This is a genomic window from Oceanihabitans sp. IOP_32 (genome assembly GCF_009498295.1).
GTDB classification, from domain to species: domain Bacteria; phylum Bacteroidota; class Bacteroidia; order Flavobacteriales; family Flavobacteriaceae; genus Wocania; species Wocania indica.
In genome coordinates this window covers 589,650-612,717 of the sequence record NZ_CP040813.1, presented here as the reverse complement: position 1 = coordinate 612,717, position 23,068 = coordinate 589,650, and the positions used below count along the sequence as shown (strand labels likewise).

The window sequence follows — 23,068 nt, the reverse complement described above, 5'->3', positions numbered from 1 at the left end:
ACATTACAAGTCAAATTTAATTTTAGAATTAATAACATCGTAAACTAGTTTGTTTTCCTTAGCTTGCGAAAACATATCTTTTAAATCTTGTTCTAATTCATTAGCTCGATTTTTAGAAACCTTGCTTAATATAAATAGTAATAATCTAATTGATGCATTCAAATTCGTATTATTAAAGGTCTTATTTCTATATTGCATATTTGGTATTCGCATTATTCCATAAGGTTGTTCATAATCAAAAAGAACTCCATTATGCGAGCAAACATTCCTAATATTAATTAGTGATAATAAATAATTGTTCAAAAGTTTGACATCTCTGAAGCCATATATTCCAGATATTTTCTTCTTTAATTCTTGGTTTTTTAGATTGTTAAAAAAATTGTAAACCTGACCAAAAGTTAGAAACTCAAAAACTTTCCACGCAGGTGCATAGTCTTGATTAGGATTTTTAACATGGTGTTTTGCTAAAGTTTTACTGTTTTTTTTGATTTTATCATATATTTTTTCAAATTCATCAAGGTCTATTTGATTGACTATCTTAGGGTCGACATACCAAGTGTTATTGTTTATATAATGATTTGAAGCCTCGTACACAAGTTGAGTTCTAAAATGTACTTCGATTCTATAAATATATCGAAGCAGTTTCATTTTTAGGTCAAAGTCAAAATAATAGAGCTTTACAATATCATCTAAAGTTATATTATCATTAAATTCATGAGTGTCTTTATCTTGAAAGTAATACCAATAAAAACCTAGACGATAATAACCAATGTCTGATAATATTTCTTTAGCTTTTTCAATATCCTTATTATTGTTTAAGACAAGGCCTCTGTTTATTAATTTCGCAATTTGTTGGTCAACGGTTGTGGCTATATTACCCATTTATTAAATTGATGTCTATTGGTTTTTGTAAAAAGTCTAAAGATAAGAATTAACTCATAAATTTAGTTTATTAATTTTTCCGCAAACAAGCTAAAAACAGTAGGTAAAAAAATAAAGAGATTTTAATAGTCTGTATTTTAGGTACTTGGTTCAGTCGTATTGTTGGCAATTTCTTTTTCGCTGTCCTCAACAGAAAAAAATGAAGGTTTGAGCATCGGAAACGCCTTGGCTTATTTGAACTTCCCAAGTTTTAGAGAATACCCTTTTTTTACTAAATTTAACAAGTTTGCCCACTCTAACGCCTTCGCTATAATTTAAAAAGTAAACTGCGCTAAAAAAACTAATAATTACAATAAGTTAGCAATGGATATCTTAATTAATGTTTTAAGCTTTTTAATTTGCTTTAAATTTCGTTTTCTTCTGCACGCTTTATTACAGATTCTGGAAGCGACTTTTTTGCCTTAGCCCCCATTTTTTTTAACTTCTCTACGCTGGTAATTAAATTACCTCGACCATCAACTAATTTATTCATAGCAGCGGCATAGTCACTTTTTGCAGCATCTATTTTTTTGCCAATACCAGTTAAATCGCTTACTAAACCCTCAAATTTATCGTATAGGGCACCTGCTTGTCTAGCAATTTCGATGGCGTTGCGCTGTTGTTTTTCGTTGTTCCACATACTATCAATCGTGCGTAATGTTGCCAATAATGTGGAAGGGGTTACGATAACAATATTTTTTTCAAAAGCTTTATTGTATATCGTGTTGTCTTCATTTACAACAACCGCAAAAGCGGGTTCGATAGGGATAAACATCAAGACAAAATCGGGTGATTCGATAGTGTATAAATCTTGATAATTTTTTTCGGAAAGCTGATCGACATGCTTCTTTATGGAATTAATATGGCCTTTTAAATACTGGGCTTTATCGTGATCTTCCGCATTAACAAAGCGCTCGTAATCTGTTAAAGATACTTTACTGTCAATTACCATTTTTTTACGATCTGGTAAGTGTAACACCACATCTGGCAAAACACGCGACCCATCGGCTAAAGTGAAACTTTGCTGTACAAAATACTCTCTATCTTTTTCTAAACCAGATTTTTCGAGTACACGCTCTAATACCAACTCACCCCAATTGCCTTGCATTTTGCTATCACCTTTTAAAGCTCTTGTTAAGTTGGTGGTTTCTTTAGACATTTGTTGGTTGAGGTCTTTTAAACCCAACAATTGCTCTTTTAAAGCCGAATGCATACTAATGCTTTCCTTTTGAGTTAGATCTACTTTTTCTTCAAAAGTCTTTATTTTTTCTTGTAGCGGATTTAATATATTTTTAATGTTTTCTTTGTTCTGCAGGGTGAATTTTTCAGACTTTTCATCGAGTATTTTGGTGGCTAATAACTCGAAGTCTTTTCGCAGATGTTCTTGCCGTTTTTCTAGTTCTGCATCGCGTTTTAAATGGAGTTGTTGCAGGTTCTGGTATTCGGTGTTTCTTCTGGCCAATTCCTCATTTAGAAAATCTTTTTCTCTTCGGATGTCTTCGCGGTCATGTTCAATTTTATTTAAATTTTCTTTTAGAGCCTCAATGGTATGAGTCATTTGATTTTCACGTTCTTTTAAAGTGCTTTGTTCGCTTTTGTTTTTTAGTTTGGCGAATAGTATACCTAAGTAAGCTCCAAAGCCACCAGAAACAAGAATAGCTGCGATAAGGATTAGATTATTGTTCATTTTATTAAAGAAATGTATTCAAAGATAATTGTTTTAAGCGGATTTTTGTATGGGATTAAAATTAGAATGCTAATCGGCGTGAGCTGCTATTTTTTAATACGAAAACTACCAGAAATCTTATCAAACTTTATTAAATCTTTGGGGAATAAGGTGTTGAAAGTGCCCTTTGAAATGAGATTACACGGCTCGTCTGAAACCACTTCGTCTTCGGTCATTACAACCAGTTTATCGCATAATTGAATGGCCAAATCTATTTCATGCGACGAAAACAAAATTGTTTTACCAGTGTCTTGTGCTAATTTTTGAAGCAGTTTTAAAATGTATGCTTTGTGGTACATATCCAGATGGGTTGTGGGCTCGTCTAGAATAATTAAGTCGGTGTCTTGTGCTAAAGCCCTGGCAATCATAACTTTTTGTAGTTGGCCGTCACTTAATTCATAACATTTTTTGTCTTTTAAACGTGTAATATTGGTTTGGGTAATGGCTTTATTTATAATGTTGTAATCTAATGGCGATAAATTACCAATCCAACTGGTGTAGGGCTGCCTTCCTAAAGCGATAAGTTCGAAAACGGTTAGGTTTTTAGAGGCTATTTGCTCGGTTAAAACCAAACTCATAACTTTTGCTAAGTCGATAGGATTAAATTGTTTTGTGTTTTTATCGTTTATAAAAACAGACCCTCGCAATGGCTTTTGTACGTTGGTAAGGGTTCTAATTAGTGTAGATTTTCCAACACCATTGGCACCAATTAAACCAACCAACTCACCTTGTTTTAATTCGATATTTATATGCGAAGCCACGACAGTTTGCAACTTTTTAGTTGAATAACCAATCGTTAAATCTTCAGCTTTTAAGATGCTATGTGATTCGGCTGCACTCATGACTTAATAAATTATAATCGCGACGTTCCATAAAATATGTAGACGCCTATCTTGTGTATTTTGGACTTTGTTTAGAGCTGTGTTAAAAGGTGTTTTCATGTGTTTATATCTATTGTTTTTTCATCGGTCACATGCGACATCCATTTAATCATTTCCTTGGGTATCACGTTTTAGTTATAAATGTTTCTTATTAAAATACCATTTTCTGTTTTCTAACTAACAACCAAATTACTACCGGTGCGCCAATTATAGAGGTTATGGCGTTAATAGGTAAGGTGTAATCACTATGTGGTAATTGCGCAATGCTATCGCAAATTAACATGACAATGGCACCAAACAAAAAAACAGCGGGTAATAAAATTTTATGATTTGAAGTATTAAAAACCTGACGCGTAATATGCGGAATAGCCAAACCAATAAAAGCAATGGGGCCTGCAAATGCGGTAATAGTACCTGCTAATAGACTGGTCGCAGCAATAATAATTAACCGGCTTTTTTTTATGTTTAAGCCCAAGCTTATAGCGTAATTCTCTCCTAAAAGCAAGGTGTTTAAAGATTTAATCGATACGATGCTTAATACGATACCAAAACAAAATATTACAGCGAAAATAAATAACTCATTCCAAGATAAATTTCCAAGGCTGCCAAAACCCCAAAAAATGTATTGTTGTAGCTGCTCTGCCGAACCAAAATAAGAAAGCACACTAACAATGGCTGCTGTTATACTGGCAAACATAAGTCCTATAATAAGAATAGCCATAGTGTCCCGTACCTTAATGGAAACTGTTAAGACCGCTAAAAGTACTAAAAAACTTCCTAAACTCGCCGCGATTACTATACTCCATTTCGATACAAAAAACGATGCAAAAAGACCACCAAACAAACCCGATCCCAATATAATTAAGGCAACTCCTAGGCTTGCACCAGAGCTAATTCCTAGTACAAAAGGCCCCGCTAAAGGGTTTCTAAAAAGTGTTTGCATTAACAAGCCCGAAATTCCTAATCCAGAACCCACTAAAATAGCTGTGATCGCTTTTGGTAATCTGTAGTTATTAATAATATGTTGCCACGCCTCGACATTAGTATCACTGCCAATTAGACTGTTAAACACATCCTTTAAAGGAATGTAAACCGAACCTAAATTTATATTAATTACAAAGCAAACGAACAGCACTAGAACTAATACTATAAATGGAAGTTTGTATGTTTTTGAAATAGACACTTATTTTAAAGGTTTAAAAAAGAATAATTCATGGTCTTTTAATAATTGGGGATGTGCAATTTTAATAATATCTTTTAATACCAAATCTGGTCTAGCAAATCCCAATTCGTAATACAAAACACCACCAGTTTCACCTGTTGTATTCGCAACCGTGTAAATGGTTTTGTTTTTATAGGCGTTAAACTTCGTATGGTGTGTACTCGCATTCTTAAGTGCTTCTAAACTGATATAATTTGATGGATTTAACCAAATATCGGCACTTTTGGCTTTTGTGTAAACAGCTTCAAAATTAAGTTTTAAGCTTCCTGAGCCTGTACTGTCTTTCCATAAATAATTGGTGTTGGCGTCTTTTAAAAATTGCGCTTCGGTACTTGTGCCGTTTGGTAAATACCAAATATCACTATGCATGGCACCGCTTAAAATCGTGGGTTTGTTTTTTGCCGCTTGTGCTAGTTTTTTGGCTTCAATATAATTGTTTTCAATAGTTTTAAAAATAGAATCGGCTTGTTTTTCCTTATTATAAAGTGCGCCAAAAAATTTTATCCATTCGGCTTTTGCTAAGGGCGAATTTTCTACCCAATCCCCATTGTAAATTACAGGAATTCCAGAATTTTTAATAGTTTCGAAGGTTTTATTGTTGCCGTCTATACCGAAGCCTATTACAGCATCGGGGTTTAATTCTAATAATACTTCGGTATTTATGCTTTCATTTTTGCCAAGTTCTCTTAAGGAACCACGATCAACACGAGTTCTTATTTTTTTAGACGAAATAAAATGTGTTCCTGGAAAACCAGTTAAAGTGTGTGTAACACCCAATAGTTCTAAAGCTGGGAGATGTGTGGTTGAGGTGACCACTAGGCTCTCGATAGGATTGGTAATAATACCATCGTATTCACTTTTGTTAAAGGTTGTTTTAGCAGCGTTTTCTTTGCTAATTAAAACGTAACGATAACTTTTTTTAGCTTTTGGCCACGGATTTATAATCTCCAAAACTTTAAAGGTATTAAAGTCTGATACTTTAAAGCCTTGGGCATATTTCAAATCCAACTGGGTTGATGCTTTAGAATTTAAAACCGTTTTTGAGGCCTCATTTTTACAAGACAATAGGACAACCGAGAGTAAGATAAGAACTATTTTTTTCATGAAGGTTTCTTTTAGATGCTTCAAATGTAATATTATTAAATCTTTTTAATTAAAGATTAAACAAAATGTTTACTTTCGCATCGAAATTTGGTTTCGTTCAGTACGTCCTGAAGGAATTAAAAGGGAATCTGGTGCGATGGTATAATCAATTCCAGAACTGTTCCCGCAACTGTAAGTTTATACTCAATATTATTGGGTGCCTTTTTTAAGGATGTTATTTCTTCTTTAAGCCACTGTTCGTTTTACGAATGGGAAGGTAAAATAACATAAAATAAGTCAGGAGACCTGCCAATTTCAAAAATAAATAAGTCAAACTTTCGGGATAAAAGTTTTGGTGTGCAACGTCATACTATTCCGAGTAATTAACAATTAAAATGAATAACAAAACAAATGTTATTGGAGCACTGTTTTTAGGTGCGTCTCTATTTGGTTTTGCACAAGAGCAAACCAGTTTATTACAAGAACAACAATTAGATGAGGTGGTTGTGAGCGATTCGCGTTTTGAACTAAAACGTGAAAATTCTGGTAAAACCGTGATTAAAATTTCAAACCAGGAAATTGAAAATAACAAAGGTAGAACTATAGCTCAATTAATAAACACCAAAAGTGGTATTGAAATTAATGGCACACGCAGTGTAGAAGGTCAGAATCTTGGCAATTATATTAGAGGCGGTAATAATAGACAGGTTTTAGTACTTATTGATGGTGTGCAAGTAAACGACCCATCGATGGTAGCAAACGATTTCGATTTGCGATTGGTTGATTTAAACACCGTTGAGTCTATAGAAATTATAAAAGGTGCGGCTAGTACCTTGTACGGAAATGCAGCAGCAACTGCTGTTGTGAACATCACCACTAAAAAAGCGTCATCAAAAGAAATTTCAGGGAGTTTTTTAACTGTAGTGGGGACAAACCAAACCCAAGACGATTTAAATTACAACGGCTCTAGCTTTACTAATCATGTCTCGGTTAACGGTAGCCTAAACAAATTTACTTATTTAGCAAGTTTTGGAAATAGGTATGCAGATGGTTTATCGGCAGCAAAATCAGATAATCCAGAAAAAGATCCATTTTCAAGATTTAATACGAATGTTAAACTGGGCTACCACATTAGTGATGCTTTCCAAATTGACGCTTTTGCGAGTTACGATAAATTTAAGACCGACATAGACGGTTTTCCGGCACCAAGTTATACGTTTGCAGATACCGATGATAAATTTATTTCTGAGCAAGCCCGTGTTGGAATTGCTCCAAAATTTGCATACAACAACGGAAGTCTTCATTTAAATGCGGCTTTTTCAAAAATTGATAGAGAAACAATTTCCGACTTTGGAGCCACTTATGAAGGCGAAAGCATTGTGATAGATGCCTTTAATAAATACGTGTTTAACGATGCGTTTTATACTATTGTGGGGTTAAACTATGCGGAGTACAAAAGTGTTTTTGCCGATGAGCAAAGTTACACCAATACCGATCCTTATCTAAACGTGGTTTATGTCTCAGACTTTGGTTTGAATATAAATGCAGGTACACGTTTTAACAACCATAGCGAATATGGTTCGCATTTGGTTTATAGTTTAAATCCGTCTTACAGTATTCCTGTAAATACGGGTTATGCTAAGGTTTTTGGTTCTTATGCCACATCTTTTATTGCCCCAAATTTATCGCAATTGTTTGGTTTTTTTGGAGCTAATCCAGACTTAGAAGCTGAAGAAAACACGACCATTGAAGGCGGTTTAGAGTTTTCTAACAAAAAAGGGTTTCGCATAAACGGGGTATATTTTAATAGAAAAGAAGAAAACACCATAATTTACACCACAGCTTATGAAAACGCCACTACCGATGCTACGGTACATGGCTTTGAAGCAGAAGCAGAATTAAAAAAGCTGAAAGATTTTACCATTAGTGCCAATTACACGTTTACCGAGTTAAAGGATGGTATTCGTTTACGTATCCCAAAACACAAAGCCAATGCGAGTGTGGGTTATAATTTTCATAAAAACACTTTTGCTTCTATAAATTACCAATATGTAGGAAGCCGAACAGATACCAATTTTTCGACCTATACAAATGAAGAATTAGAATCTTTCTCTTTAATTGATTTATATTTTAGTCAGAAATTAATTAAAAACAAAGTGACCCTTTTTGCGAGTGTAACGAATATTTTTAATGAAGACTATTTCGAGATTTTAGGCTATACCACAAAAGGTAGAAATGTAAACTTAGGTTTGAATATTAATTTATAGTTTTTAGAATTCAAACAAAAGCACACAGTTATTTCGACAGAGCGAAGTAGGAGCCACGAGAAACCGTAATCGCGTTTATCTTAGAAAAGCTTCCTACCCTCAAAAAAAAACTAAAAGTCGTTCTTATTTAGAGCGACTTTTTTTATGGGATTAAATCACAAAACCAAAAGCCGTATTTCCCATCATTAAATGGTGAGTCTTTAGATTTTGGGGCGTCGTATTCACGAAAAACTTTTTCTCCTAAAGTAAAGGGAATAGGGTTTTCAAAAATAGGGCCGTCGAAACAAAAGGTGTGAAACTCGCCATTTTCTCCGCAGGGGTCGACATCTTTGGGTAAATTATTTATAAAATTTTTGTCGATAACAGTTCCTACAACATGTTTATCAAAATATTTTGAGTTGGCGCAAACCACGATGGTTTTAAAGCCTAGATCTAAAAACTCGTTTAAAAGTTCTTTGGTATCGCGTTTCCAGAGCGGAAAAACGGTTTTTATATTCTGTTTAGCAAGTTTTGTTTCGCGATAGGTTTTTAAATCCTCCAGATAGATATCGCCAAAAGCTGTGTGTGTAAATCCGTTATTTTTTAACTGGGCCACAGTTTCCCACATTTTTTGTTCGTAAATCTCCATATTGGGGGTTTCTGGCAATTCGATAAGGTTTAGCTTTATGTTTAGCGATTTGGCTTGAGCAAATAGCAATTCTAATCTTACGCCGTGCATAGATACGCGATTGTAGTGGGTATTAACCGTAGTAATTAACTTGTCTACACTATAGCGTTCATCTTGCAAAAGGTAATACAAAGCCAATGCGGAATCTTTACCAGAACTCCAATTAAAATAAGTTTTATGTTTAGTCAAAAAATCTAGATTTTAGTCTATTACCATGCCGCCTTCAAGCGGATTTAATGTGTTACTATCGAGAACTAATTTAAAGGTTTTCCCCGATTTAGATTTTATAGCCATGAATTTAGAGCTTGCATTTTGAATGTCTGCTAAGGCCAATGCTAACAGAGGCTCATTTACATCGCCTAAAACCCCGTAGTTATATGGGTTTTCTTTATATTCAAAACCAAGAGAAGGTGACAGGCCAGATGCTGGTACGGCCACATCATTTTTGTTCACGCCTGTTGAAACTAGGGGTTGCATGGCATAGGTATGTGTGGGGTTAGCGCCTTCTCGTTTAAAATCAGGAGAGTCGTATATCGTAATTGAAGCTTGCGTTTTTCCTGTGGTTTTTCCCCCAATTTGTACAACCGTAATATAGGGGCTAAGTCCATTTATTAAAGCTTCGCTTGCCGAAGCAGAGCTGCTTGTTGTTAATATATATACTTTTTGTAAGCCTAAGCTGTTAATTGGGGTGCCATTGTTTAATGTATCGGTAAAATTATACGACGTATTATTATTTTGCAAATCGCTATTATAAATTAGCTTTTCGAACACTTCGCCGTTATGCTGTCCTGTTATCATACTAGCTAGAAAGGTGGTTGTGGATAGGGCTCCACCAGGATTGTAACGTAAATCGACAACTAAATGCTGTATATTATTAGATTTAAAGTTGCCAAATACGGTGTTTAGTTCGTTTTCAGAACCTGAAACAAACCCGTTATACATCAGGTAGCCCACTTTTTCGCTGCCAAGGTCAATAATTTCTGAGGCTGTTTTATAAATAGGGTTTTCTGTGTATTCAATTTTGATTAAAGCCACATCGGTATTTAGTGCATCGATAGAATCGTCAGTGGTTTCGGGGGTACCTTTGTCGTTATAAAAGCCAAGATTTAAAGTGTAGTTTTCTTGGTTTAGTAAAGTACTTAAATTATTCTTTACGAGTTGCTCGCCGTTAATGCCATAAAAAATATCGCCGCGTTTTAAACCCATATTATCTGCTGGACTATTTGGCAAGACCAGTCTTATAACCCCGAATACTGTCGTGTTGCTGTTGGGTTGATAAAACAGGTTAAATTCCATACCGTTAGTTTTCGAGATACCTTGAAATCGTTGCTCCAATTCGAAATAATCGGGATAAATGACGCTAAAGCGGTCTACGGTTTCCCTCTGGTATATTAAACTTTCAAATAAATCTTCGGGTGTAGTAAAGGTATTCAAGTAACTTGCATAATCACTATTTGAGGAAAACCTGTCGTTTGCCAGGTTTGGCACTTCATCTTTGTACAAGTAAAAAACATTCATACCTTTCCAAACAAAATCGTTGATTTCGCTTGCGGTTACTTGAACGTCATCTTGATCTTCATAACAGCTCAAGGTACTAAGTGAAATTATTATTAGAATGATAAGTTTAAAATATCGCATAGTGTTTGTATTTGTTGAGTATAAAACTTTAAATTTACTTACATTATTGTTTAATAAAAAATAATTTATTCTATATTTTTTCCCTGATAAAGCAGGTTAATTACTAGAATTATAATTTGAATGGTAATTTAAGGGCAAGGCTCGCGTAAGGGATTGAACGGCCTGTTTGAGCTCGCCGACGTAGGAGGAAGCGAGTAGTGAAAGCCCGACCCGATAGGGATACGCCCAAACATTTGTTGTGGTAATGTAACAAAACAACGCTTTGGTCGTCGTAATATTAAACAGCCGTGACTACGTTGTTTTAAATGTAACTAAAAATGACTCAAACGGAGTTTTTAAATATGATAGTGCCTTTTAAAGACAAGGTTTTTAGGTTGGCAAAGCGCTTACTTATATCGACCGAGGAAGCTGAAGATGCGACTCAAGAGATTTTGTTGAAATTATGGAGGCATAAAAAGAAGATTTCTCAGTATCAAAATGTGGAAGCATTTTCAATGACGATGACTAAAAATTTTTGTTTTGATAGGTTAAAATCTAAACCAGCTCAAAACTTAAAAATTGAACATAGTAATTATGAAGCTCGAGAAACACCCTTACAAAAACAGGTGGAGTTAAACGATAGTGTACAGTGGGTGTCTAAAATTATTGAAGCCTTGCCAGAGCAACAGCGCAGCATAATACAGTTGCGAGATATTGAGGCTTATAGTCTTGATGAGATTGCAAAAATGTTAGACATGAATAATACAGCAGTGCGGGTTAACTTATCGAGAGCTAGAAAAACAATACGAGAACAATTAATTAATACGCATAATTATGGTATTAAATAATATAGAAAAATTACTGAAAAAATTTGAAAACGGTGAAACGACTTTAGCCGAAGAACAGGAGTTAAAAGCGTATTTTTCTGGCGAGATGGTGGCACCTCATTTGGAAAGATACAAACCTATGTTTTTGTATTTTTCGGAAAACAAAAAGGAGCAATTTACAAAGCCTTTAGCTCTAGATGTTCGAGCTGCAAAAATTAAACCGATGTTAAATTTTAAATGGTTTTGGGTGGCAGCGCTTGCCGTTATCACGTTGGGGGTCTATTATTTAAAAACTGTTAATAATAACGATCTAGGGACTTATAATGATCCCGAAATCGCTTTTAGTGAAATGACGAAAGCTTTAGAAAAGATCTCAAATCGTTTGAATAAAGGGGCGTCTACGCTAGTGTATTTGAATGAATTGAACAAAGGCACAGCCAAGCTTGAATAGCTTAATGAAATGGATAGAGGAATAGAAATAATTTTTAAAAACTAAATGTAATTTTAGATAACGAACAAATAAAAACAAGAATGATGAAAAATATTAAAAACAAATTAATAGTCGTTGTAGTAGCCATAATGTTATGGCCTTTTACTGGTTTAGCACAGCATAATATATTTGATAAATACAGTGATAATATCAATGTTACTTATGTAAATATTAAACCTAAAATGTTTCAGATGATTGCAGAAATGGGCATTGATGTTGAAGACGAAGAGTCTAAAGCTTATATGGATATGGTGAAAAGTATTACAAGTTTTAGAACTATTGTTACCGATAACAAAGATATCTCTGCCGATATCGCCCAATGGGTTAAGTTAAATTCTAGCGGATTAGAAGAGCTTATGGAGGTTAGAGATGGGGGCTCTCAAGTATATTTTTACGTAAAAGAGGGTAAGGATATAAACCATGTAAAAGAGCTTTTAATTTTTGTAAATGGTTTAGACAGCTTGATGGATGATAAGGTTGAGGTTAATGGAGAAGTACGAAAAATTGAAACGGTAGTTGTATCGTTAAAAGGTGATATTAATTTAAAACAAATCTCTAAGCTTACCGACAAAATGAATATTCCGGGCGGTAAACATTTAGAGAAAAAGGAAGAATAAATCTGTGGCCTAAGGCTGCCATATTTTAAGATTATAAAATTCATTTTATTTAAAATAAACTATGTATAGGGTTATAAAAGGAATGTTTTACACATTTATTTTGTTTTTGGTATTTACAGGTTGTAAAAACTATGAAGATACCGAGGGTATAAGTTTAAATAGCTATTTTCTTGATAACCAAGAGGCCGTGAATTTTATTGCTCGAGATATGCCTGTGTCTATGCTAAAAGTAAACGACTCTCAATTTACAGAGGCCGAAAAAGAAGTTTTTGCATCTGTAAAACATTTAAACTTTTTGGGCTTTAAAGTTGATGGTAGCAACACCGAAGCCTATAAAGTTGAATTGGCCAAAGTAAAGCGTATTTTAAAAGGTAAAAGCTACAGTAAGTTGATGGAGTTTAGTGATAAAGGCCATAAAATTATTGTAAAATACAAAGGCCATTTTAATAAAACCGACGAGCTTGTTGTGCTTGGAAGTGAAAAACAAACGGGTTTTGGGATTGTTCGTGTACTAGGTAGCGACATGAATTTGGTGAAACTGGGAAGTCTGGCAAAAACCTTGCAGGAGACTGATATAGATGAAAACCAGTTTGAAGATATTATCGCATTTTTTGAAGGCACATTCAGAATTTAACCCATGATGAATGTTATCGATAAAAAAAATCCAAGATTTAATTCATTTTTAAGTCTTGGGTTTTCTTTTTTAAGTTTTTGGGTCAAAAATTATATTTTTATTACCGACAAGGCATACTTATCCCATGATGTTTTAACTCTTAAATTTATGCGGCCATCTGGTTTAGATTATTTTGTATTCTCCTACCTATTTCCAGAGCATTGGCGGTATGTATACCAAAGAAGATCCATAGTTTTTCAGTAGCTTTCGTCTTGGCTTTTATTTTTTTGAGATGATAGTGCTCTTTTTCATTTCCAAAACTACCTTCTAGCCTAGTAGCTCGCTCTTTAGCAATTAATGCTTTGAGTTTTTTTTCTTGCTGATAGTTTTTAGGAAGCTTGCCTTTACGCTTGAAGTCCGTCTTGATATTGTTCTTGGTAACAAATTTGCGGTTCATATTGGTGGCATAAATAGCATCGGCTCCTACTATTTTTGTTTTTATTTTTGTAAGCGATTGTGCTTTGTAAATGGTTTTCTTTAATCTTGTACCTTCATTAAAAGCATTGAAATTTAAATGCTCTATAAAGCTGATACCGTCTATTTGCAGCTTGTTTACTTTGGCTCCGAACTCAACAGATTTTACTTCTTTTCCTCTCACTATTGGTCTAAGGTAACTTTTCGCAATACTTACTATTCTGTTTTTTGGTGATACGCCTGTTTCAAAGTATTGCTGTTGCTGCGCATATACTTTTTTGATAGTAGCGACTCTTCTAAAATAAGCTACACGACATTCAAGTTTATAAGAAGTGCGAAGCTCTTTTTCAAAGCCTATAAGCTTATTTAATAGGTGTAATAACGCCCTGGTAAGTGGCTTTCTTTTCTTGTTGGTTTTTCTGCGCATTTTACTAAATCCAAAATAGCGCTTTTTCCATTTTATATACTTGGTGCGCATCATTTTTAAACCTAAAACCTTACAGATTTTTTTTAGCTGCCTATACAACCAATCTACAGCTTCCCATAGGAGCTTTTGAGGCGTGGGATAACGGAGCTCGCTCTCATAGCAGGTGGCATCAACTGTGATTTGATTTTTATTTTCTATATGGGGTCGCCAATGTTTATAAAGTGACTTTTCTAATGCGTCAATCTTGAGTTTTTCTGCCAGTTCACAGCGTATTTGACTAACTATTTTAAAATTCGTAATCCTAGAAAACCCTAAATGAATATCACAAAAAAATTGGTAATCAATATTACTATTGAGCTGTTCTATCAGCTTCCTATCAGAACTGCATGTGTAATGCTTTAAAAACATCAGTGCGATTCTTCCCTTGGGGCTAAAGATCATTTTTGAACCAAATGCTTTTTCTTTAATCTGAAAAGCTTCGACTAAAGATTTCCAGGGAATAGCTAAGTAAATCTTCCCTAGGTCACTCTTTAAAAAACGGGTATAAAACGCATCAAAATTTTCAGTAGCAGATAAAAATGAAAATTCGTGCTGTAATTCACTAATTCTTTGTATTTTCATGATTGTAGATAAAAGAAAACCCCGTTTTTGGCTCTTAATGGCCTTTTTCGGGGTTTTTATTTACTTCAATTTACGAAAAAAATATCGGTTTTACTAAGGTTTTAACGTTTTATGAATGCGCCTTTGAATAGGCAAATGGCCTGAAAAACATAAGGGTTGCACGTTATAACGTGCAACCCTTATGTTTTGAAACAAGACCTAATTTAGGCGTTGTTTGGTATTAAATACCCGTATAATTGCTAGGTGTTATGCGTTTTAATTCTGCCTTAATAGCGTTTGTAACGTCTAAGGTGTCAATAAAATTAGCAATAGAATCTTGATTTATGGTGGTGTTTGTTCTTGTTAACCCCTTTAAAGCTTCATAAGGATTTGGGTAGCCTTCACGACGTAAAATAGTTTGGATAGCCTCGGCAACTACGGCCCAGTTGTTTTCTAAATCTTCAGCAAATTTGGCTTCATTTAAAAGTAATTTATCCAAGCCTTTTAAAGTCGCTTTAAAACCAATTAGGGTATGCCCAAAAGGTACGCCAACATTACGTAAAACGGTGCTATCGGTTAAATCGCGTTGTAATCTGGAAATGGGTAATTTAGCCGAGAGATGCTCGAAAATCGCATTAGCGATACCTAAGTTACCTTCAGAGTTTTCAAAATCAATAGGGTTTACCTTATGTGGCATGGCACTACTACCAACTTCTCCCGCTTTAATTTTTTGTTTGAAATAATCCATTGAAACATAGGTCCAAACATCTCTATCTAAATCAATTACAATGGTGTTAATACGTTTAAGTGTATCAAACAAAGCGGCCATGTGGTCGTAATGCTCAATTTGTGTGGTTGGAAATGAGTGTTGTAAACCTAAGGTATCTCGAACAAATGAACTGCCAAAAGCTTTCCAATCGATGTTTGGGTAAGCAACATGGTGCGCATTAAAGTTACCAGTGGCACCTCCAAATTTAGCAGCACTTGGTATGTCGTTTAATAAGTTAAACTGTTCTTTTAAACGTACCACAAAAACCTCTATTTCTTTGCCTAAACGCGTAGGAGAGGCTGGTTGGCCGTGTGTTCTAGCAAGCATTGGTATGGCTGCCCAGTCCTGAGCTAAAGCTTCTAGTTTTTTTACAACATTTAAGTATTCGGGAACATAAACTGCGTTCATGGCTTCCTTGATACTTAATGGAATTGCGGTGTTGTTTATGTCTTGAGAGGTTAGTCCGAAATGGATAAATTCCTTATATTGCTCTAAGCCTAAAGCGTCAAATTTCTCTTTTATAAAGTATTCAACCGCTTTAACATCGTGGTTGGTTACACGTTCTATTTTCTTTATGTGCAAAGCATCTTCAACAGAAAACGTTTTGTAAATTGCTCTTAAATCTTCAAAAACAGCTGTGTCAATGGTTTCGAGTTGAGGTAACGGAATTTTGCAAAGCGCAATAAAGTATTCAATTTCAACTAATACGCGGTATTTAATTAGCGCTTCTTCAGAAAAATAAGGTGCTAATTCGTTTACTTTATCTCTATATCTTCCGTCAATTGGAGAGATAGCGTTTAAGGGTGTTAATGACATATTTTGAAATGTTTTAAGAATTTGCAAATATAGGTTTTTAAGACCGAAGTTGGAAGACCGAAGACCGAAGTTTTTATAGTTTTAAAGCCTATTTCTGCTTTATTTTCTTTAATATCTGTCTTGCACGTGCTTTAAAAGCGGCACTTTGTTTGGAGTAATCTTCTTTTAAAATCCGTGTTAATTCTGGATAAACCCAAGCGTCGTCTTTTCCTAATAAAAAAAGGGTAGACATGCTGTATGCTTTTGCGGCTACTTTTTCATCATTAATCATGTAATCAAAACAAAGGGCAATAATGCGTTCTTTATATAAGGGTGTTAAAGCTTGTTTTATAGCGTTATTGGTTTTTGCGGTAAAGGCTTTCGCTATATACTCACAAATTTTGGCAACGGGCCTTACAGCAGAATCGAGATGAACTTTATGAATGTTCTTTGTGAACGTATCTAAATAGGGTATTATAAGGTCTATATTCTGGTTACATACAAACTCGAAAACCCAAGCAGCGCGAGACGACGCTTTATCGTTAACCCGAAACATAATTTCTAACAATTTTGAGATTAATTCGTGATTATGAGTAATCAAGTTGGCATAAAACAAGCGGTTTTCACGCGAATGATTAACATGGTTTAATTCGTTATAAAGTTCTTCTGTGGTCAATGCGTTTTTCGTATTTTTAAGTTCTCGTATGTAATCGACAAGTAGGATTGACAAAATTAGAGTTTGTAACTCGGTCATCTCAAAAAGATAGTGGGTATTTATATGAAAATAACATCTCTACAGATAAAAGTAGTAAAAAGAAACCTGTTTTATACGGATAGATTTTTTTTTTGACGAACAAAACCAGAATTTTATATGGGGATGTATTGCAATGTCAGCTTAAAAAGGACATATGTAAAAGTTAGGTTCAATGAAATGTACTTTAACCAGAAAATAACATGGCATTAACAGCTCATAAAAAATTACTTATTATCGGTTTTGTATGGCCAGAGCCCAAAAGTTCTGCTGCTGGTAGCCGGATGCTTCAATTAATTGAGGTGTTTCAGTCTGAAAACTATCACATAACTTTTGCGAGTACTTGTGGTAAAGGCGATAAGGCTTTCAATTTAGAAAACCTGGGGATTGAGCAGGTTACTATTCAGCTGAATCATTCTAGTTTTGATGAGTTTATAAAAGTATTAGATCCAGATCTTGTTTTGTTCGATCGGTTTATGACCGAAGAGCAATTTGGTTGGCGCGTTGCCCAGCAATGCCCTAATGCTTTAAGAATTCTTGACACCGAAGATTTGCACGCTTTACGTAAAGGCAGGCAGGAGGCCTTTAAGAATAAAGAAGTTTTTGATAAAACACATTTATTTAACGACACGGCAAAGCGAGAAATTGCTAGTATTTACAGAAGTGATTTAAGTTTAATTATTTCTGAAGCTGAAATGGAACGACTTAAAAATCAGTTTAAGGTGGATGCCTCTTTATTGATGTATTTACCATTTATGATTGATGAAATTTCGATTAAAAACACCTCTAAATATCCGAGTTTTGGAGCGCGACAACATTTTATTACCATCGGAAATTTTTTGCATCCACCTAATTATAATGCCGTTTTATATCTTAAAGAAATGATTTGGCCGCTTATTAGAAAACAACTGCCCAAAGCCGAAATGCATGTATACGGGGCTTATGCATCTCAAAAAGTTTTGCAGTTGCACCATAAAAAGGAAGGTTTTCTAATTAAAGGATTTGCAGAAGATGTAAACAAAGTTATGCAGCAATCTAAAATCTGTTTGGCTCCCATTCGATTTGGTGCAGGTTTAAAGGGGAAATTAATTGATGCCATGCAAAACGGAACGCCTTGTATCACAACATCAATAGGCGCAGAGGGTATGTTTGGAACCTTAAAACCCAACGGATTTGTTGCAGATAGTCCTCAAGAATTTGCCAATAAAGCAATTCGATTATATCAGGATGAACTACTATGGAAAGAAAAGCAGCAAAACGGCTTCAAAATTATTAATAAACGTTTTAACAAGGCTGAGCATCAACAAAAGCTTTTAAATCGTATTAGAGAAACATCAAAACACCTTGGTGAAAAACGTCTAGACAATTTTACAGGTGCCATGCTACTTCACCACAGGCATCAAAGCACGAAGTTTATGAGTAAATGGATAGAGGAGAAGGGGAAAAATAATAGTATGTAAAATCACTAATGTCCGATTAAAAACATTATGATGCAGCCAATTATTTTAAAATAAAGAACTTTGCACATTTTTTTTATGTGTTATCCTGCTTATTTGAAACAATTATTAAGATTTAAAGAAGGTGTTTTGTTAATTAAAGCACTTCTGTTTATCAGTTAGTTGCAATCACGTCTTTGTTCTTAATTCTAAAAGCGAAGCGATCTTATATCTTTTAGCGGGTATTGATTATTTAAAATAAATCTAAAAATACAGTCTTGAATTGTAGGGATATTGAACATATTAAATTCAAAAGCTAATTAGAACGTGTTTGTGTTTTGAAGAGTTGGATTTTAAAAACATGTCTAATTTTAGGCTATCATAGTTTATTTAAAACAATACTTAATAAATAGTTCATAGCCACCAATTGTCATTTATTTGTTTCATAATTATTCGGTCATTCCAATAATTATAAAAAGCCGAACCCGATATGCTGGGGTGACAAGTGGTCCAGGTTAAATATGTTTCTCTCAATTCATGGTCTTGGCCAATGTTCAATTCGGCATCAATAAAATTTCTCTCTAATGTTCTTACTCATATGCTCTTAACGCCTTTATTGATGAGTTGAGAACGAAAGGGCTTAGCTAACGATGGTGTTTTAGTATGTGTTATAAACTATCGTTTTCTCCATATTTAATGTTGTGTTTAATCATACTATCCATTAAGCTGTCCCATTGTGAAATGTTGTCACGTATTTTTATATCGTTTTGATCAAAGTTTCTTAACTGCTTTTCTTCTACGCTATCGCAACTAAAAACGGTTGCTAGCAGTATAAAAATTAAGACCTGTTGTTTTATTAGTGCCATGGTTAAAATAATTTTTTTGTATTAAAAATTAAGTCTTTAGAGGATTTTTTGTAATCGGTCTATAATACGGTATTACCCCTGTGAGCTCTCCAATAAATATAAGATTAAGTAATGGATAGTATTGGAGTTTAAAGAAATCTACGACAGCCTAAAATTTAAAATGAGGTTCAAAATTTGAAAGAATTAAAAGTAATCGAAAAAAAAGTCTGTACTTAGTAAATTTATTTTTCATACTCAATCCTTTAGTATTGTTGAATAATGTACCTAATTATTTACAAATAATCCAATTTTTTGATACTAAAAGTGTTTTTTATGTAAAAAAATGTAAATTATTTATTTTCAATTACTTATATTTGGATTATAAATAAATTTATTTTAAAGAAATAATTTGTCAGTATTTATCTAAAATAACTGATTCAGGCAGGTTATTTCAAATGTTTACGTAAGCGCAACATTATTAATTTATTAACCTAAAACATTTCCCCAAAAAAATGAAAAATTTCAGAATATTTTTATTGGCGATAATCTCGCTTTCTTTCTTCTTACAATCTTGCCAAAAAGAAGACATAAATGAACCTCAAGCCGAGACTGAAACCGCTACAGATGTACAAAATAGTGATGTCTCGGAAGCTATTATCAGCAAACTCTCAGACTTTTATTTAAATCCAGATGGCGTTAAGAAAATAGACTTTCTTCTACCAGATGGCTCAACTACGGTGATGTACGAAGTAGAAGGAGACATTAACCTGACCGAGGATCAAATCATGGATTTGCGCTTTGGCTCAGGACTAACAGATAGAAATTACCACACCAATAATTTGGTGTCTCAAGGTCGAAACATATCTATTGTTGGTTACACTGGTGGTGGCGGATTTGGTCTTTCCAGCAAAGAGCGAACGGCGTTGCAATGGGCTGTGAACAATTTTAATAGGTTGTCTGGTGTTTCTATTTCTTTTACCTTAACTTTTGGTACCAATTACCAAAATAAAGATATGGTTGTATACAATAACCCCAATCAATCGGGAGCAGGCGGTTCTGCCGGTTTTCCAAGTGGCGGTTTACCACATAAATTTGTACAAATTTATGGTTTAGGAAACTACGATACTAATGTAATAGAACACGTTATTACACACGAAATTGGTCATTCAGTTGGATTTAGACATACCGATTGGCAAACCAGACAAAGTTGTGGTCGAAATACTAATGAAGGTACTGCTGGAGTTGGTGCTAATGCAATACCAGGGACTTCTTCTGGTTATAACCCCAATTCTATTATGGTCGCTTGTTTTAGTTCTAACGAAGATGGCGAGTTTGACAACGACGATATTATTGGTTTACAATATATGTATTAAATAGTTGTAAAAAAAAACATGGTTACGTTTATCGAAAACGTAACCATGTTTTAGTATCTATTTTTTTAATAAAAACAGATTTAAAACGATCTAAACATTGAAAACACAATTTTTTACTACATTATTATTGTCATTATTTATGTCATCATTTTCACAAAATAAACAAGAAAATAATGTCGATGAATATAGAAATAAAGGCTACTTTAACATTACAAGATTCAGTTATATAAAGGTAAACGAGGCTAAACTTGAAACATTTTCGACAACAAATGGAATTGTAGTAACTGAACTACCTATTAATAGGGCAACAGCTTATAGTCTACAAACTATTAATGGTTATTTTTTTAGCCCTTATTTTTCTGCCGGTATCGGTATCGGGTTAGATGGCTACAGTAACCCAAATTTTAACACGCTTCCAATATTTTTGGATTTAAGAACCTATTTTAATGATGGTAAATCAAGTCCATATTTATACACTAACTATGGGACTTTAGTTAAAATAGAAGGCGGTAAAAATAATGGAGCCATTTTTAATATAGGGGTTGGTTTTAAATTTCCTTTAAATAAAAATCGATTTATTATGGTTACAGATATAAGCTATAGTTATAAAACTATTAGTAATGATGGCCTATCGATTAGAAGATCTGAAAGCTGGACGCAAATTAAAGGAACAATGTTAAGCCTTGGAATATTATTTTAAACTAAAAGAAATGAAAAAAACATATTTAATTTTAGCAATCATTTTATTATCTCTTTCCTGTTAGAAAGACGATACTATGCAAATTGAAAATTCTCTACAAATTTTAGATAAAATTGAAGTTGAAAATGGAGTTTTATCTTTTTCAAGTAAAGATTTGTTGGGAAGAACAGTGACCGAATTAAAAGAAATTGGCAATATTGAAAAGGAAGTAAAATTAAGTGAATTTTACAAAAAAGGGTTTATGCCTTTATTTCCTCATTTTTCAGAAAACGATATCAGAAAACTTCAAGAATTTTCTAATAGAAAAAAAGAAAAGCTTCAAAAAGTCATTACATTTAAAAGCAATTTAAAACCTAGTATTCAAGCAAGAACAATACCTACAGAAATTGATGAAGACGGAGAATTAGTAGAAGAATTTGATGATGATTTAATTTCAGATGATGAATTTGCATCAATTCTAAATGACAAAAGAGAAGTCATTATTGCAGATATTTTGTATAAATACACATATAGTGGGATGTTTTCAGTACATAAAAACGACAAAACGCTTTTAGACAATTATATTCAAGAAAATAATATTGAATACTTAATGCCCGAAGTTTCTACATTAACAAGAGGAGTGGTTAAACCAACTGCAAAAATCACACAATCTTTACCTACTAGGCAGCAAATGTTATATCCGCCTGATGATTGCGGAAGTTTGGCTTCGGCTACACCTAGTTATATTGATACTAATGGAAATTTTGTGGAGGGTACTCATATTAGTCCTTTTATACGTTCTTCGTGTTTTTCAATTGGAAATAATAATAATAGAAATTCTAACAATACTAGTTCAAACAACCCAGAAACGCCTTCTCATACCGATAATTTAGTCGATTTAAGTAATAATCTAGGTGCTTGTAACACTTTAACAGGTTTCTTAAATAGTGGTTTTGGTGTGTTAGGAGTAAGTCGTAAATACTACTCCAATTTTAGCTCGGACTACAGAACAAAAACAAAATATTGGAAAGAAAATTACTTAATATGGAATTCTATTGGGTTAAAGTTAAACATCAAAAAAAGGGTTGGACAGGTTTTTGGAGGGCCAAAAGTACAGATGAATTTGCCTTATCTGTAAGCCAAGCTTCATTTAAATTTAATATAAATATTCCTAATTTTCCTCAATCTTATGCGCCGCCAAGATTTTACTTTTTTGAGAATAAGATATTTAATAGTCAATCGCAATTACAAAATTATTCAAATTCAATTTACAAGCCACCTTTTCCTGAAGTTCCTTTTGTTAGTGAGGTAGTTGTAACAGAATTTCTGTCAGATACACCAGGTTATGATATGTCTGTTGATAAAATGAGATAACTTTTTTATCAAGGAATATGGCAAGGTGCAAAAAGTATAGTTCAAACATATAAAAATAGACAGCCAAAAAATGTTACACATATAATTTATACGCCAACTGTGGTTTATTTAAATTATGTAGACCTAGCTAGAAGAGTTTTAAACACTAAAAAAATTGTAAGTAGATTAGATTATAATTTTGGTCTAGGTTTTAAATTTAATGTCAATGTTGATGATCAAGGAAATTATTCTACTAATATTTCTAATGTTGGAGATGTATTTGGTAACATAATAATACCCAATTTATATGATTATGATGATGTTAAAATGGATTTTGTGGGAGCTTCAAGAAGAGGAAATATTTGGAAAGGAAGTAGAATTGTTTATACTGATTAGTTTATGCTTGCTGTAATACTTTGTTAAAAAGGAGTAAAGTGTGTTTTCTAAACCCATTATTTTTTATCGGTGTTTAATTTTAATTTAAAATGTAAAACACTTTTATTTCACTACTTTTATTACAAGTTTGTTAAAGTAATCAAAAGTTATGTTTTAATAGAGAACACCTTAATTGGTGTTCTTTTTTTATATCACAAATTAAACTTCTCATACAAAAACTATAAGCTAATTTAAAACTT

At 33.5% G+C, this 23,068-nt stretch carries 21 protein-coding genes and 1 riboswitch; of the genes, 10 read left to right on the top strand and 11 right to left on the bottom strand.

All coding sequences use genetic code 11. The features are described 5' to 3' along the window. Window positions 1-3: 3 nt before the first annotated feature. From FEZ18_RS02515 to FEZ18_RS02495, 5 genes are all read right to left on the bottom strand, one after another. Window positions 4-882, bottom strand: a complete 879-nt coding sequence (locus FEZ18_RS02515) for an Abi family protein (protein WP_153266864.1) — start codon at window positions 880-882, stop codon at window positions 4-6. 403 nt (window positions 883-1,285) lie between these two features. Continuing rightward, window positions 1,286-2,608 (bottom strand): DNA recombination protein RmuC, encoded by a 1,323-nt coding sequence (rmuC, locus tag FEZ18_RS02510; protein ID WP_153266863.1) that lies wholly within the window; start codon window positions 2,606-2,608, stop codon window positions 1,286-1,288. An 86-nt stretch (window positions 2,609-2,694) separates the two neighbouring features. Continuing rightward, the gene (locus FEZ18_RS02505; RefSeq protein ID WP_153266862.1) at window positions 2,695-3,489 is read right to left on the bottom strand and encodes an ABC transporter ATP-binding protein; all 795 of its coding nucleotides are present in this window, start codon (window positions 3,487-3,489) and stop codon (window positions 2,695-2,697) included. Between the two features lie 190 nt (window positions 3,490-3,679). Next, on the bottom strand, window positions 3,680-4,711 hold the full coding sequence (locus FEZ18_RS02500) for a FecCD family ABC transporter permease (RefSeq protein ID WP_153266861.1): 1,032 nt from the start codon (window positions 4,709-4,711) through the stop codon (window positions 3,680-3,682). Next, entirely contained in the window at window positions 4,712-5,854 is a 1,143-nt protein-coding gene (locus FEZ18_RS02495) for an ABC transporter substrate-binding protein (protein ID WP_153266860.1), read from the bottom strand. A 71-nt stretch (window positions 5,855-5,925) separates the two neighbouring features. Beyond that, window positions 5,926-6,162: riboswitch (cobalamin riboswitch) on the top strand. A 66-nt stretch (window positions 6,163-6,228) separates the two neighbouring features. Here FEZ18_RS02495 and FEZ18_RS02490 point away from each other — a divergent pair. After that, entirely contained in the window at window positions 6,229-8,100 is a 1,872-nt protein-coding gene (locus tag FEZ18_RS02490) for a TonB-dependent receptor plug domain-containing protein (protein WP_153266859.1), read from the top strand. 142 nt (window positions 8,101-8,242) lie between these two features. Here the strand turns inward: FEZ18_RS02490 and FEZ18_RS02485 are convergent, their stop codons facing one another. Together FEZ18_RS02485 and FEZ18_RS02480 are read right to left on the bottom strand one after the other, a co-directional pair. Next, complete coding sequence (locus FEZ18_RS02485) at window positions 8,243-8,956, bottom strand: ATP-binding protein (RefSeq protein WP_153266858.1); 714 nt, start codon at window positions 8,954-8,956, stop codon at window positions 8,243-8,245. A 12-nt stretch (window positions 8,957-8,968) separates the two neighbouring features. Further along, window positions 8,969-10,405, bottom strand: a complete 1,437-nt coding sequence (locus FEZ18_RS02480) for a S41 family peptidase (protein WP_153266857.1) — start codon at window positions 10,403-10,405, stop codon at window positions 8,969-8,971. 317 nt (window positions 10,406-10,722) lie between these two features. Here FEZ18_RS02480 and FEZ18_RS02475 point away from each other — a divergent pair, with 317 nt between their 5' ends. From FEZ18_RS02475 to FEZ18_RS02460, 4 genes are all read left to right on the top strand, one after another. After that, window positions 10,723-11,232, top strand: coding sequence for an RNA polymerase sigma factor (locus FEZ18_RS02475; RefSeq protein WP_153266856.1), 510 nt, complete (start codon window positions 10,723-10,725; stop codon window positions 11,230-11,232). After that, on the top strand, window positions 11,219-11,662 hold the full coding sequence (locus FEZ18_RS02470; protein ID WP_153266855.1) for a hypothetical protein: 444 nt from the start codon (window positions 11,219-11,221) through the stop codon (window positions 11,660-11,662). Before FEZ18_RS02475 ends, FEZ18_RS02470 begins: the two co-directional genes overlap by 14 nt. A gap of 80 nt (window positions 11,663-11,742) precedes the next feature. Next, complete coding sequence (locus FEZ18_RS02465; protein WP_228122822.1) at window positions 11,743-12,318, top strand: DUF4252 domain-containing protein; 576 nt, start codon at window positions 11,743-11,745, stop codon at window positions 12,316-12,318. A gap of 82 nt (window positions 12,319-12,400) precedes the next feature. After that, window positions 12,401-12,952: a DUF4252 domain-containing protein gene (locus FEZ18_RS02460; protein WP_194269506.1), complete on the top strand. Its 552-nt coding sequence runs from the start codon at window positions 12,401-12,403 to the stop codon at window positions 12,950-12,952. A 145-nt stretch (window positions 12,953-13,097) separates the two neighbouring features. Here FEZ18_RS02460 and FEZ18_RS02455 read toward each other — a convergent pair whose 3' ends face one another. The 3 genes from FEZ18_RS02455 to FEZ18_RS02445 all read right to left on the bottom strand — a co-directional run bounded on the left by FEZ18_RS02455 (window position 13,098) and on the right by FEZ18_RS02445 (window position 16,726). Continuing rightward, window positions 13,098-14,453 (bottom strand): transposase, encoded by a 1,356-nt coding sequence (locus tag FEZ18_RS02455; protein WP_153266853.1) that lies wholly within the window; start codon window positions 14,451-14,453, stop codon window positions 13,098-13,100. A 220-nt stretch (window positions 14,454-14,673) separates the two neighbouring features. Then, window positions 14,674-16,017 (bottom strand): adenylosuccinate lyase, encoded by a 1,344-nt coding sequence (gene purB / locus FEZ18_RS02450; RefSeq protein WP_153266852.1) that lies wholly within the window; start codon window positions 16,015-16,017, stop codon window positions 14,674-14,676. Between the two features lie 88 nt (window positions 16,018-16,105). Then, window positions 16,106-16,726 (bottom strand): adenylosuccinate lyase, encoded by a 621-nt coding sequence (locus tag FEZ18_RS02445; protein ID WP_317164448.1) that lies wholly within the window; start codon window positions 16,724-16,726, stop codon window positions 16,106-16,108. Between the two features lie 224 nt (window positions 16,727-16,950). On the opposite strand from FEZ18_RS02445, the gene FEZ18_RS02440 reads away from it, so the two are divergent. Further along, the gene (locus FEZ18_RS02440; protein WP_153266851.1) at window positions 16,951-18,207 is read left to right on the top strand and encodes a glycosyltransferase; all 1,257 of its coding nucleotides are present in this window, start codon (window positions 16,951-16,953) and stop codon (window positions 18,205-18,207) included. A 644-nt stretch (window positions 18,208-18,851) separates the two neighbouring features. On the opposite strand, the gene FEZ18_RS02435 is transcribed toward FEZ18_RS02440, so the two are convergent. Next, window positions 18,852-19,049, bottom strand: coding sequence for a hypothetical protein (locus FEZ18_RS02435; RefSeq protein WP_153266850.1), 198 nt, complete (start codon window positions 19,047-19,049; stop codon window positions 18,852-18,854). A gap of 491 nt (window positions 19,050-19,540) precedes the next feature. Here FEZ18_RS02435 and FEZ18_RS02430 point away from each other — a divergent pair, with 491 nt between their 5' ends. The 4 genes from FEZ18_RS02430 (at window position 19,541) to FEZ18_RS02410 (ending at window position 22,829) form a co-directional block, all read left to right on the top strand. Continuing rightward, on the top strand, window positions 19,541-20,401 hold the full coding sequence (locus tag FEZ18_RS02430) for a M57 family metalloprotease (protein ID WP_153266849.1): 861 nt from the start codon (window positions 19,541-19,543) through the stop codon (window positions 20,399-20,401). Between the two features lie 97 nt (window positions 20,402-20,498). Further along, window positions 20,499-21,101, top strand: coding sequence for a hypothetical protein (locus tag FEZ18_RS02425; RefSeq protein WP_153266848.1), 603 nt, complete (start codon window positions 20,499-20,501; stop codon window positions 21,099-21,101). A 76-nt stretch (window positions 21,102-21,177) separates the two neighbouring features. Beyond that, on the top strand, window positions 21,178-22,218 hold the full coding sequence (locus FEZ18_RS02420; protein ID WP_153266847.1) for a hypothetical protein: 1,041 nt from the start codon (window positions 21,178-21,180) through the stop codon (window positions 22,216-22,218). Window positions 22,219-22,553: 335 nt separating this feature from the next. After that, a complete protein-coding gene (locus FEZ18_RS02410; RefSeq protein ID WP_153266845.1) occupies window positions 22,554-22,829 on the top strand; it encodes a hypothetical protein in 276 nt (91 codons plus the stop codon). Window positions 22,830-23,068: the final 239 nt, after the last annotated feature.